At 75.6% G+C, this 14,511-nt stretch carries 9 protein-coding genes; 5 read left to right on the forward strand and 4 right to left on the reverse strand.

Annotated elements, in window-relative coordinates:
• Positions 1-24: 24 nt before the first annotated feature.
• The 5 genes from WQO_RS11460 to WQO_RS11480 all read left to right on the forward strand — a co-directional run bounded on the left by WQO_RS11460 (position 25) and on the right by WQO_RS11480 (position 9,914).
• Positions 25-1,146 (forward strand): LacI family DNA-binding transcriptional regulator, encoded by a 1,122-nt coding sequence (locus WQO_RS11460; RefSeq protein ID WP_010056546.1) that lies wholly within the window; start codon positions 25-27, stop codon positions 1,144-1,146.
• Positions 1,147-1,345: 199 nt separating this feature from the next.
• On the forward strand, positions 1,346-4,390 hold the full coding sequence (locus WQO_RS11465; RefSeq protein ID WP_058953950.1) for a type 2 lanthipeptide synthetase LanM family protein: 3,045 nt from the start codon (positions 1,346-1,348) through the stop codon (positions 4,388-4,390).
• 85 nt (positions 4,391-4,475) lie between these two features.
• Complete coding sequence (locus WQO_RS11470) at positions 4,476-4,673, forward strand: hypothetical protein (RefSeq protein ID WP_010056547.1); 198 nt, start codon at positions 4,476-4,478, stop codon at positions 4,671-4,673.
• Positions 4,674-4,752: 79 nt separating this feature from the next.
• Entirely contained in the window at positions 4,753-7,683 is a 2,931-nt protein-coding gene (locus WQO_RS11475) for a helix-turn-helix transcriptional regulator (RefSeq protein WP_058953951.1), read from the forward strand.
• 266 nt (positions 7,684-7,949) lie between these two features.
• On the forward strand, positions 7,950-9,914 hold the full coding sequence (locus WQO_RS11480; RefSeq protein ID WP_010056549.1) for an AfsR/SARP family transcriptional regulator: 1,965 nt from the start codon (positions 7,950-7,952) through the stop codon (positions 9,912-9,914).
• Here the strand turns inward: WQO_RS11480 and lanKC are convergent.
• The 4 genes from lanKC to WQO_RS36385 form a co-directional block, all read right to left on the reverse strand.
• Positions 9,901-12,534, reverse strand: coding sequence for a class III lanthionine synthetase LanKC (gene lanKC / locus WQO_RS11485; RefSeq protein WP_010056550.1), 2,634 nt, complete (start codon positions 12,532-12,534; stop codon positions 9,901-9,903). The two genes, WQO_RS11480 and lanKC, sit on opposite strands and share 14 nt — an antisense overlap.
• A gap of 12 nt (positions 12,535-12,546) precedes the next feature.
• Positions 12,547-13,905, reverse strand: coding sequence for an MFS transporter (locus tag WQO_RS11490; protein ID WP_010056551.1), 1,359 nt, complete (start codon positions 13,903-13,905; stop codon positions 12,547-12,549).
• Between the two features lie 175 nt (positions 13,906-14,080).
• Positions 14,081-14,239, reverse strand: coding sequence for a hypothetical protein (locus tag WQO_RS36380; RefSeq protein ID WP_164873495.1), 159 nt, complete (start codon positions 14,237-14,239; stop codon positions 14,081-14,083).
• A 97-nt stretch (positions 14,240-14,336) separates the two neighbouring features.
• Positions 14,337-14,498, reverse strand: coding sequence for a hypothetical protein (locus WQO_RS36385; protein WP_164873496.1), 162 nt, complete (start codon positions 14,496-14,498; stop codon positions 14,337-14,339).
• Positions 14,499-14,511 lie beyond the last annotated feature (13 nt).

Raw genomic sequence — 14,511 nt, forward strand, 5'->3', positions numbered from 1 at the left:
CACGTGACCTCACGGAGGACAGCGATGACAGTCACCCTGGCGGATGTGGCGGCCCGCGCCCGGGTGTCCCCGGCCACCGTCTCCCGCGTGCTGAACGGCAACTACCCGGTGGCGGCGTCGACCCGGGAACGGGTGCTGCGTGCGGTGGACGACCTGGACTACGTGCTCAACGGCCCCGCCAGTTCGCTCGCGGCCGCCACGTCCGACCTGGTCGGCATCCTGGTCAACGACATCGCCGACCCCTTCTTCGGGATCATGGCGGGGGCGGCGCAGACCCAGATCGGCGGCCCCGGGGACGGTTCGGGGCGGGCGGGCGGCGAGAAGCTGGCCGTCATCTGCAACACCGGCGGCTCCCCGGAGCGCGAGCTGACCTACCTCACCCTCCTCCAGCGCCAGCGCGCCGCCGCCGTCGTCCTCACCGGCGGCGCGGTCGAGAATCCGGAGCACCAGGCCGCGATGGCGGCGAAGCTGGCGAAGCTCGCGGACGCGGGCACCCGGATCGTCTTCTGCGGGCGGCCCCCGCTGCCCGAGGGCGACGCGCTCGTCGCCGCGCTCGCGTTCGACAACCGGGGCGGCGGCCGACGCCTCACCGAGCACCTGCTCTCGCTCGGCCACCGCAGGATCGGTTACGTCGCCGGGCCCCGGGAACGCACCACCACCCGGCACCGGCTGGAGGGCCACCGGGAGGCGCTGCACGCGGCGGGGCTGGGTGCCCTTCCGGCGGAGGGCGACACGGGCGGTACGGGGGCCGGTTCCGGCGACCTGGGGGCCGACGCCGACCCGCTCGTCGTGCACGGGCCCTACGACCGGCGCTCCGGCTACGAGGCCACCCTCGAACTCCTGCGCAGGGCACCGGACGTGACCGCGCTCGTGGCCGCCAACGACACCGTGGCCCTGGGCGCGTGCGCGGCGGTACGGGACCAGGGGATGCGCATCCCGCAGGACATCTCGGTGGCGGGCTTCGACGACCTGCCGTTCTCGGTGGACGCGGTGCCGGCCCTCACGACGGTCCGGCTGCCGCTCTTCGAGGCGGGCGCGCGGGCGGGGCGGCTCGCGATGGGGAAGGAGAACCCGCCGCCCGGTGGCATCGCGACCATCGCGGCGGAGCTGATGATCCGGGGGTCCACGGCGGCGCCGAGGGGCTGAGCCGGCCGGCGGGGCGGTCCCCCGGTTCCGCCCTGCCGCCCACCGCGCACACCCGTGCGTTCGCTCACGGGGGCGGCCGCTGCGGGCCGGAGGGCGAAAGATGGGGGCGACTCCCCCATGTGCCCGTACCCCCTTCCCCGCCACGATGGGCGCGGGCGGCCCGCACGGGGCCGGCCCGGGACCGGGGAGGTGCGGTGCGATGGCGGAGAAGAACCTGATCGACAGAGGGACGAGCCGTCGCGTCGCCCCCGGTGACACCTCGCCCGCCCTCGACCCCCTGGCACCGTTCGGGCGCGCCCCCTCGGAGCCGTGGTGGCTGCCCGGTGTCGTCGGGGGCAGCACCTCCGGCGAACCCGCCTGGGCGGTCTTCGCCCGGGAGGCCGTGGCCGCCGCCCCGCGCGATGCGGTGGTCGCCGACCGCGCGTACCCGGGGCTCAGCGGCTTCGGGCCGATCGTCGCGCCGTTCGTCGAGGCGGCGGCGGGGAGACTCCGGGAGGCGCTGGCGGACGGGGAGCCCGAGGGGGACGGGGCTCCCGTCCTGGCCGACTTCCGGCGGCAGTTGACCCGGCGGCTGGCCCGGATCGCGGCGCGCACCCTCGTCACCGAGCTGCACGAGGCCCGGCTCCAGGGGCGGTTGAGTGGTGAGGGGGCCGAGGAGCGCTTCCGGGACTTCGTCGCGTCGACCGCCCGCCGCGACGGCCTCGACCGGCTCGTCACCGGCTATCCCGTGCTGGCCCGCCTCCTCGCGACGGCCTGCCTCAACTCCGCCGACGCCTTCGCCGAGCTGGTCGCGCGGCTCGCCGCCGACCGGCATCTGCTGGCCCCGGCGGGGGTGCTCGGCGACCGGGGCGGAGCGCTCGGAGCGTCCACGGGGCCGGGGGCGCTCACCGGGGTCGAGGCCGGTGCGGGGGACAGCCATCGCGGCGGCCGGTCGGTGATGCTGCTGCGGTTCGCCGACGGCACCCGGCTGGTCTACAAGCCGCGTCCGCTCGCGGCGCACCGGCACTTCAACTCCCTGGCCGAGTGGTTCGGTTCGCTCCCGGACGCCCCCGACCTGCGGGTCCTGCGCGTCCTGGACCGGGGGGACTACGGCTGGGCCGAGTTCGTCGAGGAACGGCCCTGCGCCTCGGAGGCGGAGACCGGGCAGTTCTACCGGCGCCAGGGTGCGCTGCTGGCCCTGCTGCACGCACTGGACGGTACGGACCTGCACCACGAGAACCTGATCGCCTGCGGACCGCACCCGGTACTGGTCGATGTGGAGACCCTGTTCCACCCGCCGCTGGGGCCCGCCCGGTCCGCCGATCCGGCCGCCCGGGCCCTGCACGACTCCGTCCACCGGGTGGGTCTGCTGCCCCAGTTGCTCGTCGGGGACACGACCGCGCTCGACATGTCCGCCATCGGCGGGGGCGGGGCCGCCTCCTCCCCCATCGAGACCGCCGACTGGGCGGAGGCCGGAACCGACCGCATGCGGCTGGTGCGACGAGCGGGCCGGTTCACCGAGTCCGCCAACCGGCCCCGGCTCGGCACCGAGGCCGCCGACCCCTCCGCGTACACCGAGGCCCTCTGCGACGGCTTCCGCGCCGGGTACACCGCGATCCACGACCGCCGCGACGAACTCCTCCGCCCGGACGGGCCGTTGAGGCGGTTCGCCGGGGACGAGGTGCGGGTCGTCCCCCGCCCCACCTGGACGTACACGACGCTGCTGGACGAGTCGACCCACCCCGACCTGATGCGGGACGCCACCGAACGGCACCGGGTGCTGTCCCTGCTGCGCACCCCGCTCCTGGGCGTCTCCGCGCTGTCCGGCGTGGAGGACGAGGAGATCGCGGAGCTGTGGTGCGGTGACGTGCCGGTGTTCACGACCCGGCCGGGCTCCGCGGAACTGTGGGGCGGTACCGGCCGTACGGTGGCGGGTCCGGCCCCCGACGGGTCCGCGACCGGGGCGGACACCGCCACCGGTCTGGCGCGCGTCGAGGCGAAGGTACGCGCGATGGACACCGTGGACCGCCAGGACCAGGAACGGATCATCCGGACCGCCATGGTGAGCACATCGCCCCGGCCGCCGCACCGGCCGGGACCGGGCGGCCGGACGCCGGGTGCGGCGATCGCACCGGAGCCCGAGCAACTGCTGTCCGCCGCAAGGTCGGTGGGCGACCGGCTCGTCTCCCTCGCCTACCGGCACGAGGGCCGCACCAACTGGATCGGGCTCGAACTGCTCGGCGAGCGCTACTGGCGGCTCACGCCGATGGCGGCGGACCTGGCCGGCGGCTATACAGGACCCGCGCTCTTCCTGGCCCAACTGGCCGCGCTCACCGGCGTGTCCCGGTACGCGGAGGCGGCCCGCGAAGCACTCGCCCCCGTCCCGGGGCTGCTGGACGCCCTGCACGGGCGGGCCGACGAGCTCGGCGCCCTGGGCTCCGGCGCCTACGCGGGCCTCGGCGGCATCGCATACGCGCTGACCGAGGTGGGCACGCTGCTGGGCGACCCGGAGGTGCTGGACCTGGCCGGTCCGGCCGTCCGGCTGAGCTGCGCGGCGAACGCGGCCGAGGACGGGTACGGGGTGCGCGGCGGCGCGGCGGGCGGGCTGGTCTCGCTGCTCGCGGTGTACCACGCCACCGGCCGCCCGCAGGCCTGGTGGGGCGCGGTGCGCTGCGCCGACCGGCTCGCCGCCGCCCCGGCTCCGGACACCGGAGGCTTCGCCGACGGGGCGGCCGGGATCGGCTGGGCGCTGCTGCGACTGACCGGGGCCGGGGGCGACGCCCGCCACCGGAGCGCCGGTCTTGCGGCACTGCGCCGGGCGACCGCGCTGACGGACGCCGCGAAGGACCACGGGCCCGCCTGGTGCGCGGGGGCGGCCGGGGTCGCGCTGGCCATCGCGGACAGCCCCGCCGCACGGGAGGACCCGGAGCTGTCCGGCTGGCTGGCGGCGCGCTCCGGCGAGCTGGCGGGCATCGGACCGCTCGCCGACGACAGCCTGTGCCACGGGGAGTCCGGGCTGCTCGAACTCCTCGCCCACAGCGCCCTGCCCGCCCTCCTGCCCGACGTACGCACCGCGTGGGTACGCCGGGCCGGGACGCTGCTGGCCTCGGCGGACCGGGCGGGACCGCAGTGCGGGACGCCCGGTGGCGTACCGCACCCGGGGCTGCTCACCGGGCTCTCGGGCATCGGGCACGGGCTGCTGCGGGCGGGGTTCCCCGACCGGATCGGCTCCGCCCTGCTCCTGGAACCCTCCCGCGCACCCTGACCCACGGCCCCACAGCCCCACAGCCCACTGTCACACCCGTACAGCACCGATCACCCATCACCGATCAGCAGAGGATGAGGCAGAGATGAAGCAGTTCGGCGAATCGGCCCTGCAGGCGTCCGGCGACATCGCTCACGAGGGCACTCCGGAGCACCCGGCAGGGCAGATCTCCCTCGGGTCCACCGGAGGACTCGGTGCGCGCAGCAGACTCCTCAGTGCCTCCGAGGGCGAGAGCGGCTTCAGCCACGACCTCCCCTGGACCACCATGACCGCCCCGTGGTGACCAGATTCGGCCAACTGGAGGGCAATTGAGCCGGATTGGCCTGCTGCCGTCGAAGTTGTCGCTCCAGTAATCTGCGGCCATGCGAGCCACTTCGCCGGTCATCGTCGGGCGGGACGAGGAAATCGGACTGCTGAGCAGCGCCCTGGACGCCGTACAACGGCGTTCGGGGCGCGCGCTGTTCCTCCTCGGGGAAGCCGGTATCGGAAAGTCCCGGCTGGTGGGCGAGTGCGCCTACCGGGCCTACGGGCTCGGCATGCCGGTGCTGCGCGGCCGGGCCACCTCCACCGGACTCGTCGTGCCGTTCCGCCCGCTCGCCGAGGCGCTGGCGTCCCGGTTCCGGGCGGCCGGCACCCCGACCGATCCGGAACTCGCGCCCTACCATCCGGCGCTGGCCCGGCTGGTCCCGGAGTGGCGCAGGGCCGGGTCGCCCGGTTACCCGGAGACGGTCGTGGAGCTGGCCGAGGCGCTGCTGCGACTGCTGTCCGTCCTGGGCAGGGAGGCGGGCTGCACGATCCTGCTGGAGGATCTGCACGACTGCGACACGGAGACCGTCGCGGTCGTCGAGTACGTCATCGACAACCTCGCCGATCTGCCCATCCTGTTCCTCGGCACCCTGCGCCCCGAGCCGGGCGCCGCGCTGGACCTCGTACGCTCCGCGGAGCGCCGGCACGTCGCCACCGTGCGGGAGTTGGGGCCGCTCCACGACGACCAGGTGCGGGCGCTCACAGCCGCGTGTCTGGAGGCCGGGCCGCAGGAGATACCGGATGCGGTGCACCGGCGGCTGGCCGAGCGGGCCGCGGGCAACCCGTATCTGCTGGAGGTGCTGCTCGCGGACCTCCTCGACACCGGCCGGCTCCGGCGGACGGACGGCGCCTGGGAGGCGGTGGAGCAGCCCGGCGGTCCCGTCCCCTCGGACATCGTGCGCAGTTGGGCCCGGCGGCTGGAACGGCTCGACGAGCCGGTACGCGATCTCTTGCTCGCGTCGGCCACGCTGGGCAGCCAGTTCTCGGTGACCGTGCTCCAGACCGTCACCGGCTTCGAGGACCGGGCCCTGTTCACGCATCTGCGGTCCGCGGTGGAGGCCGGGGTCATCGCCCCGGACGGCGCGGCCCCCGACCGCTACACCTTCCGGCACTCGCTGACCGCCGAGGCCCTGATCTCCTCGCTCGTCCCGGCCGAGCGCGCCTCCCTGGCCCGCCGTGCCGCCGCGGCCATCGAGCACTCCGGGGAGCCGCTGGACGAGGACGGGCGGCAGCTCGTGGCCTCGCTGCAACTGGCGGCGGGCGACCGGGCGGGGGCGGCCCGCCAGTTCGCGGAGGCCGGAAGACGGATGCTCGCTTCGGGAGCGCACGGTTCCGCCGTGGTGCTGCTGGAGCGGGCGCACCCCCTGGCCGCCGAGGCCGACCGGGCCGCCGTCGCCGAGTCGTTGGCGGTCGCCCGGGCCGAGGGCGGCGATCTCGACGGCGCGCTGGCACTGGCCGACGCGCTGCCGCCGGTTCCGGCGCGCTCCGAAGCCGCGGCCCGGCGCGGACAGTTCCACATCGACCTCGCCTGGGCGGCCGTCATGGCGGAGCGCACCGCCGATGCCGCGCTCCAGCTCGAGGCGGCCCGCGTGCTCCTGGGCCCGGCGCCGCCCCCGGGCCGCCGGGCCGCGCTCGTGGTGGTCGACGGTTATCTGGCCCTGCTCCCCGGGCTCCCCGGGACCGGGCGGCCGCACCGGGATCCGGTGGAGACCGAGCAGGCCGTCCAGAAGGCCGCCGAGACCGCCGAGGCAGAGGGGCTGCCCGTGGTGGCCTGCCAGGCCTGGCAGTTGCTGGCGCTGCTGCGGCGCGAGGAGGGGTTCGACGCGGCGGACGCCGCGCTGGAGCGGATGCTGTCGATCTCCACCGAACACGCCCTGCCCGTCTGGCGGGTGGAGGCGCTGGTGCGGCTGGGCGCGAACGCCTTCATGCGGACCGGGGACGCCTCCCGGCTGCTCTCCGCCCGGGCGGCGGCCACCGATCTGGGCGCGCTGCTGCTGACCCGTACGGTCGACGGGCTGCTCGCGATGAACGCGGTGCTGTGCGCCCGGTGGAAGGAGGCGCAGGAAATCATCGACCGCTCGGCCGAGGCCAGTGCCCGGGTCGGCGATCTGTCCGCCCACCGCTATCTGCTGCTGGCCGGGGCGACGATGGCCGCACACCGGGGCCGGCGGCGGGACATGGACCGGGCGCTGGCGGCGTTCCGGCGGGCCGGTGGTGAGCAGTCGCTGCTGGTGCCGCTCCGGTCGGGGCTCTGCCGGGCGTTCGGGGCGCTGCTGGAGGAAGACCCGGAGCGGGCGGCGGCGGGCCTGGACGAGGCCCTGGCCTGGGAGCTGGACCACCCGAGCTACTACTACCTGAGCGGGCGGTACGGGCTGCGCCCGCTGCTGCGGGTCCTCGCGGGGCAGGCGGACCGGACGGAGCTGGAGGAGGCGCGGGCGGCTCCCGGGGGCTGCCTCGCCTGGAACCGGCAGTTCCTGGACCTGGCGGACGCGGTGCTGCTGGGCCGGAAGGGGGATCCGGCCGGGGCCGCCCGGCTGATGGCGTCCTTCACGCAGCGCTCCGCCCTCTTCCCGGTCGCCCACCACCTGGGGCTGCGGCTGGTAGCGGACGCGGCCCGGGCGGACGGGTGGGGCGACCCGGTCGCCTGGCTGCGCACCGCCGAGGAGTTCTTCTACGGGGCCGGGGTGCAGCCGGTCTCCGCCGCGTGCCGGGCGGCGCTGCGGCAGGCCGGGGCGAGCGTGGGCCAGCACCGGGGCGGCTGGGACCGGATCCCGTCGCCGCTGCGGACCAGTGGGGTGACGCCGCGCGAGTACGAGGTGTTCGTGCTGCTGCCCGAACGGCCCGGGAACCAGCAGATCGCCCGCCGGCTGTCGATCTCACCGCGCACGGTGGAGAAGCACATGGCCAGCCTGCTGAACAAGACCGGCCGCGCGGACCGGGCGGCGCTGTGCGAGTTCGCCGCCGAGTGCGCGGCCGAGCCGGCCTGACAGACGACGAGCCGGCCCGCGGGACGACGAGCCGGCCTGCGGGGCGGCGGACAGGACGTACCGCGTACCGCGTCGCGGGAATGCGCGTATGCGGGATGGGCGCATGGGGGGCCGGAACGGGCAACATGGGGGTGCCGGGCGGTTTCGGTCGGGTGCCCGGGCGGAAAATGCGGGCGGGGCCCCGATGTACGGAGGTCCGGGCGGCAGCAGGATCGGACGTGCGTACGGTCCAGTCCGCCGCCCGTCCCCCTCCCGGAGGCCCGCTGATGACCCGACCTCCCGTCCGTACCGGCGTCCCCGGTGCTGCCGGTACCGCCGGTGCCGTGCACTTCTCCCTGCTCGGCCCGCTGACCGCCCGGCGGGACGGCCGTGAACTGCCGCTCGGCCCCCGCAAGCAGCGCCTGGTCCTCGCCACCCTGCTGGCCCGGCCCAACACCCCCGTACCGGTGGATGTGCTGACCGACGCGGTGTGGCCGGACGATCCGCCCCGCACCGCCCGCAAGAACCTCCAGGTGTACATCAGCGCCGCCCGTGCCCTCCTGGGCCCGGGCGGGGACGGCGGCACGGACCGGCTGGTGCACGGGTGCGGGGGCTATCTGCTGCGGATCGCCGAGGGTGAGCTGGACACCCTGCGCTTCGGGTCGCTGGCCCGGGCCGGGCGGGCGGCGGCCGAGCGGGGCGATCTGTCCGGCGCGGCCCGGCTGCTGCGCGAGGCGCTCGACCTGTGGGAGGGGCCGCCGCTGCACGATCTGCGGGACTCGTCCGGGGTGGCCGACGAGGCGGACCGGCTGGAGGCCCGATGTCTGACGGTGTACGAGGACTGGGCGGAGGCCGAGACCGAGCTGGGCCGGGCGGCCGTCGCGGTGGACGGGCTGCGGGATCTGGTGGAGCGCCATCCGCTGCGGGAGCGGCTGCGCGCCGCCTGGATGAACGCCCTGCACCAGTCCGGCCGACAGGCCGAGGCACTGGCGGTGTACGACGACTACCGGCAGTTGATGGCACGGGAGCTGGGCCTGGAGCCGAGTCCGGCGATGACGGCACTGTACCGCTCGATGCTCGGCCGGGGGCGTGAGGTGCGGCGGCCCGCCGCACCCCGGGAGACGCCGGGCCGGGTCACGCTGCCCGCCGGTACCGGGGCGTTCACCGGCCGCCGCGAGGAACTCCGCGACCTGCTGGACGTGTTGGGCGGAGGCGAGGAGCGCGTGGTGGTCGTCTCGGGTCCGGGCGGTGCGGGGAAGTCGGCGCTGGCGGTCCGGGCGGCCCAGCTGCTCGCCGACCCGTTCCCCGACGGCCGCGTGCACGTCCGGGTGCGCGGGGAGGACGGCACGGCGCGCGGCCGGGCGGAGATCCTGGCGGAGCTGGGGCGGTGGTGCGGGGTGGCGGAGGCGCGGGCGTCGGGGGCGAGCGCCGAAGTCCCCGCGTCGGCCGGTGCCCTCGCCGTCCTCGCGGAGGCCTGGCAGGAGTGGCAGGCCCGGCACCGGGCGCTGGTCGTCCTGGACGACGTACCGGACGAGGCGTCCGTACGGGGGTTGCTGCCCCGGTCCGGGAAGTGCGCCGTCCTGGTCACCGCCCGGGGGCAGTTGCCCGGTCTCGCCCCGGTGCACCGGATCGCGCTGCCCCCGCTGGCGGACGGTGAGGCGCTGGAGCTGCTGGGGAAGCTGATCGGCGCCGGGCGGCTGCGGACGGACCCGGCGGCGGCGCTGCGGATCGTCCGGGCCTGCGGAGGGCTGCCGCTGGCGGTGGAGGTGAGCGGGATGCGCCTTGCGGTGCTGCGGCATCTGCCGTTGGCCGAGTACGCGGACCGGCTCGACGACCCGTCGGCCGCCCTCGACGAACTGGTCGCGGGGGACGTCTCCGTACGGCACCGGATCGCGTCCGGCTGGCGGGACCTGGCCGACGGCGACCGGTGGGTGCTGGGGCGGCTGGCCGGGCTCGCCGATGACGGGTGCTTCACCCTGGACCGGGCCACGGTGGCGCTGGGCTGCGGGGAGCGGGCGGCGATCCGGGCCGTGGAGGCGCTGATCGACGCCGGTGCGGTGACCTCCCCGGCGGGTGAGGTCACCGCGCATGCCGCGCTGTACGAAGTGCCGCGCCTGCTCTGCCTGTTCGCGCGCGAGCAGGAGGCGGCGGGTGATCAGAGGGAGGCGGGCGAGCAGGGGGAGGCGGACGAGCAGGAGGTGGCGGGCGGCCTGACCGGCGCGCCCGCCGCCGCTGTCCTCAGCCCAGGGTGAGCAGTTTCAGCAGATCGTGCGGCCGGTGGCCGTCGCTCCCGGGGCCATGGCCCTCCGGGGCGGCGGCCTCGTCGGTGTCCGTGCTGGCGTCCGCCCCGGCCAGGAAGTGCAGGGCAAGCAGCAGTCCGGCCGCCCCGGTGGCCAGGTCGGCGGAGCAGCGGCGCAGCCGGGACCCGGGTACCAGCAGCCGGTCCTCGTCGGCGACCAGATGCCAGGACAGGTTGCGCACGGAGGCGAGTACCTCGGGCCCGGCCGGGCCGCCTTCCTCCAACTGGCGGGCGGTGGCGACGAGTCCGGCGCGTCCGGTGAACAGCCCCGGCTCGCGCACGAACTCGTTGCCGCAGCCCTTGCGCACCCCCGGCAGCATTCCGGCGAGCGAGGGCGCCTCCTGCCGGGCCAGATAGGCGCGGGCGACCAGAGCGAAGCCGCCGCTGCCCTGGTCGAGGTAGAGGAGGTGGCGGCGGCCGTCCTTGACCTGGACCGTGCCGTCGTCCATCGCGACGCAGTGGCCGGAGTCCCGGTACAGGGCGGTGCGGGCGGCGCGCAGCAGCCACTCCTCGCCGGTGAGCGCGTGCAGTTCGAGATGGAGCAGCGCCGCGCCGCTGAGCCCGCGCAGCAGTCCGGCCGAGGGCGGGGCCTCCGGGCCGCCCGCCACCGTCTCGCCCCGCACCAGGCAGTCGAGGTCCCAGGCGGTGCGCAGGGCGGTGTCCACCAGCTCCGGGTCCGGGGCGCCGGGTCCGGCCGTGGCCAGGCGGACGGCGGCCAGCGCAGTGCCCGCGCGCCCGGTCAGCAGGTCGGCCGAGGGGGACGGGCGGGCGGCCTCGACGGCCCGGGCGAACAGTTCGCGCCCCTCGTTCGGGCGGCCGAGCAGGGCCAGCGTCACCGCGGTGCCCGGCAGCCCGTCGTAGAGGCCGCCCGGGGACGCGGGGTCGCGGCGGCGGGCGGTCTCCGCGAGCCAGTCGGCCCAGTCGGCCGGGACCGGGGCGCCGACGCGGTGGAGGGCGTAGAGGACCCCGGCGGCCCCGTGCGCCAGGTCCGTACCGCCGGTGGCGAAGCCCTTGGGGTCGCCGGGGAAGAGCCGGTCGCGGCGCTCGGGTGTCGCACCCGCGTGGATGCCCGCGATCAGCCGGGTCCGCAGCTCGGCCCAGTCGGGCACGGGCCCGCCGAGGAGGGCGGCGACCTCGCTCTCCCGGCCGGCGGCGCGCTCGGCCGCCCGCAGCAGGGCGGGGCGGGCGGGTCCTGCGTCGGGCGCGAGGCCGTAGCGCTCCCGGGCCCAGGACTCCAGCGACAGCGCCTTGGCCCGGTCGTGGGAGGCCATCTCGGTCAGCGGCATCAGCATGGTGAGCCAGGTCGCCCACAGGGCGTAGGCGTCGGCCTCCGCGCCCGGGGTGCCGGGCGGCGCCTGGAGTCCGGGAGCTCCGGCCAACGGGGTCTTTCCGTCGTCGAGTTCGGCGGCGTACTCGAAGTCGACGAGGGCGAGCCGGCCGTCGGGCCGCAGGATGATGTTGGAGGGGTGCAGATCCCCGAAGCGCAGGCCCCGCCCGTGGATCTCCCGCAGGGCATGGGCAAGTTGGCCGGTCACCTGGTCCACCCATGCCGCGTACGGCGCGAGTTCGTCCGCCGTGCGGGCTCCGCGTACCAGCGCGAAGCGGGCCACGATCTCGTCGAGCAGCGTGGGCCCCTCCACGTACTCCGTCATCAGGAACCGGTGCTCCCACACGGTCCGTACGCCGTACACCTCCGGTACGCAGTCGAGCCCGGCGAGCGCCGTCAGGGCCCGGTGCTCGCGCTCCAGCCGGGTCACGGCGTCGTCGCCCACCGCGTCGAGCCCGCAGTGGGGACGGGCCTCGCGCAGCACGACCCGGTGGCCGGTCTCCCGGTGCCGGGCGAGGTAGATGCCGCCCGCGTTGGAGAACTGGAGCGCCTCGGTGACGGTGTACGGGAAGGAGTCGTCGCGGGCGGCGGCGCGGGCGGCGAGGTGGGGCCGCAGCAGCTCGGGCACCTTCACCCAGGCGGGCGTACGGAACACCACGCCCCGTTCGTCGGGGACGAGTTCGCCGGATGGGTGGCGCAGGGCGGGCACACGCTCGCCCCGGGCGTCGTGGCACCAGCGGTCGACGAAGGAGCCGTAGCGCACGTAGACGGGGGCGTCGCCGATGCGCAGATCGCTCAGGATGTACGGGCCCCGGCGGCCGGACAGGGTCGTGGTCAGCTCGTCGAGCAGCCGGGTCAAAGCCGTCTCGTCCGGCGGGTAGAGGGTGAGGAACTTCCCCGCGCTGCCCCGGGACATGTACTTCCCCGACATCAGCAGGAGCGCCTGCTCGCTGCGGAGGAACTTGAACGGGACCCGGTACCGGAGGCAGATCGCGGCGGTGTCGCGGAGGGTGCGGGCGGCCTCGTCGGGGACGGTCGACACGTGGATCTTCCAGCCCTGTTCGGCCGGTTCGCCGTCCTCGGGCAGGAGGGACGTCCACAGCCCGCCGGCCACGCGCCGCCACCCGGCGGGCGGTTCGGCCGTGTCGAGGGGGTAGCGGGTCTCCTGGTCGGGGAGCCGGGCCGGGGTGTCGTAGTAGCGGCGGTCGGCGAGGCAGTACAGCTGGGTCTCCTGGATGCCGGGCACGGCGATACCTCCTCAGAGTGCGCCGGGACCGGCGGCGTCGGGGACGGGGCGAGGCGCGGGCCGGTGCGGACCGGCGGCGTCGGGGACGGGCCGGACTGCGGGCTCGCGCGGGCCGGGGGCGTCGGAGTCCTCCGCATCGGCCTCCGGTGCGGCGGGGCTCGCGGGCGGCGGGACGGCCCCGGACCGTACGGAGGGGGCGAGCGTCATGACCGCCGCCGAGACGGCCAGCACCGCGCCGACCACGCCGAAGGCGTTGCGCGGGCCGAGCGCGGTCAGCAGCGCGCCACCCGCGAGCGGGCCGAACGGCTGGACGATCGACGACAGGAAGGAGGCCGCGCTCTGCACCCGGCCGACCCGGTCCTCGGGGGTGACGACCAGCAGGGTCGACAGGAACCCGATGCTGGCGACGGTCGACAGGCCCATGCACACAGCGCAGAGCAGGCCCGCCACCAGCGGGCTGCTGAGCCAGGCCAGCACCCCGGCCGTCAGGACGCAGCTCCAGCAGGTGACGACCAGGAGGGCCCGGATGTGGCGGTCGGGAGAGAGCCGGGGCGCGAGCAGTGCGCCGACGAGGGCGCCCGCCGAGACGCAGGTGATGACGAAGCCGCCGCCGAGACCGGAGCGGCCGCCCTCGGAGAAGACGGCGAGCGCGGTGAAGGTCAGGGCGCCGAACGCGAAGTTCATGCCGAGGCCGAAGACCAGCAACACCGTTCGCAGGTAGGGAAGTTGCCAAAGGAAGCCGAGTCCGGCGGTCAGCTCGTCGCGGCTGAAGACCGACCCGGCCTTCTTGTGGGCGGCCGAGCGGGTGCGCACGAGGGCCACGCAGACGGTCGACAGGAACAGGCCGAGGAACTGGGCGGTGAAGGGCAGCGCCTCGTGGATGCCGAAGAGTGCGCCGCCGACGAGCGGGCCGACCAGCCGGACCGTGGCGGTACGCGCCTGGAGCCGGGCGGTCGCCGTGCCCATCTGGTCCGGCGGCACGACCGCGCGCAGCAGGCCGAAGGCGGCGGGGGCGTAGACGCTGTTCAGCACGGCTCCGGCGGTGGCGACCAGCAGGACGAGCACCATGGGGGCGTGGCCGTTCCACACGGCGACGGTCAGGGCGGTGACCGCGAGCAGGCTTCCCCCGTCGCACAGCCGCATCAGCCGCCGGCGTTCGACCCGGTCGGCCATGACCCCGCCGGGCAGCATCGTGATCAGCACGGCGCAGATGGAGACGGTCCCCACGGTGCCGGCCTGCACGGCGGAGCCGGTCTCCTTGAGGATGAGCAGGGGCAGCGCTAGGGCGCTCATCTGGCTGCCCAGAACGGCGAACAGGCCGCTCATCCAGAGCAGCCGGAAGTCCCGGTTGGAGCGGAGGGGCGTGGCCATCGGCAGGCTCCCGGAGATCGGCATACGGACATGAGATGGGGGACAAGCGCGGCGGGGCGGCTCCCGTCGCTCGCGGAGCCGCCCCGTACCGCCTGTCCGCCGGCCGGGCGCCGCAGGGGCGAGGTCTCGGCCTCGTCCCGCCGCGGCGCACGGCCCGGTGGGTTCAGCGCTCAGTTCAGCGCTGCTGCTCGACGACGCTCAGCACGCTGATGCAGTTGCCGTCGGTCGTGTCGCCGCCCTGGACGGACGTCTCCTGGAGGTCCAGGACGGAGTGCGCCTCGACCTCGGGGGTCTCGTTGGTCTCGTCGCCGGCCGGCTTCGTGTTCTCGGACATGGTGATCTCCATCCACGGGATAGGCGGAACGCGGTATGCGGGAAAGCGGTGTGACGGAAATGCGGTGTGGCGGAAATGCGGTGTGCGGCGGGCGAGATCAGTTCTCGACGACGCTGAGCACGCTGATGCAGTTGCCGGGCGGCGCGATGATGTCGCGGTCGGCGTTGACGGACGTCTCCTGGAGGTCCAGCACGGAGTGCGCCTCGACCTCGGGGGTCTCGTTGGTCTCGTCGCCGGCCGGCTTCGTGTTCTCGGACATGGTGATCTCCATC

This window comes from Streptomyces globisporus C-1027 (genome assembly GCF_000261345.2).
GTDB lineage: Bacteria > Actinomycetota > Actinomycetes > Streptomycetales > Streptomycetaceae > Streptomyces > Streptomyces pakalii.

Excerpts from the sequence above, each read along its gene's own strand:
- WQO_RS11460 (WP_010056546.1), top strand. The coding sequence starts at position 25 with ATGACAGTCACCCTGGCGGATGTGGCGGCCCGCGCCCGGGTGTCCCCG.
- WQO_RS11490 (WP_010056551.1), bottom strand. The coding sequence starts at position 13,905 with ATGGCCACGCCCCTCCGCTCCAACCGGGACTTCCGGCTGCTCTGGATG.
- WQO_RS11465 (WP_058953950.1), top strand. The coding sequence starts at position 1,346 with ATGGCGGAGAAGAACCTGATCGACAGAGGGACGAGCCGTCGCGTCGCC.
- WQO_RS11480 (WP_010056549.1), top strand. The coding sequence starts at position 7,950 with ATGACCCGACCTCCCGTCCGTACCGGCGTCCCCGGTGCTGCCGGTACC.
- WQO_RS11475 (WP_058953951.1), top strand. The coding sequence starts at position 4,753 with ATGCGAGCCACTTCGCCGGTCATCGTCGGGCGGGACGAGGAAATCGGA.
- WQO_RS36385 (WP_164873496.1), bottom strand. The coding sequence starts at position 14,498 with ATGTCCGAGAACACGAAGCCGGCCGGCGACGAGACCAACGAGACCCCC.
- WQO_RS11470 (WP_010056547.1), top strand. The coding sequence starts at position 4,476 with ATGAAGCAGTTCGGCGAATCGGCCCTGCAGGCGTCCGGCGACATCGCT.
- WQO_RS36380 (WP_164873495.1), bottom strand. The coding sequence starts at position 14,239 with ATGTCCGAGAACACGAAGCCGGCCGGCGACGAGACCAACGAGACCCCC.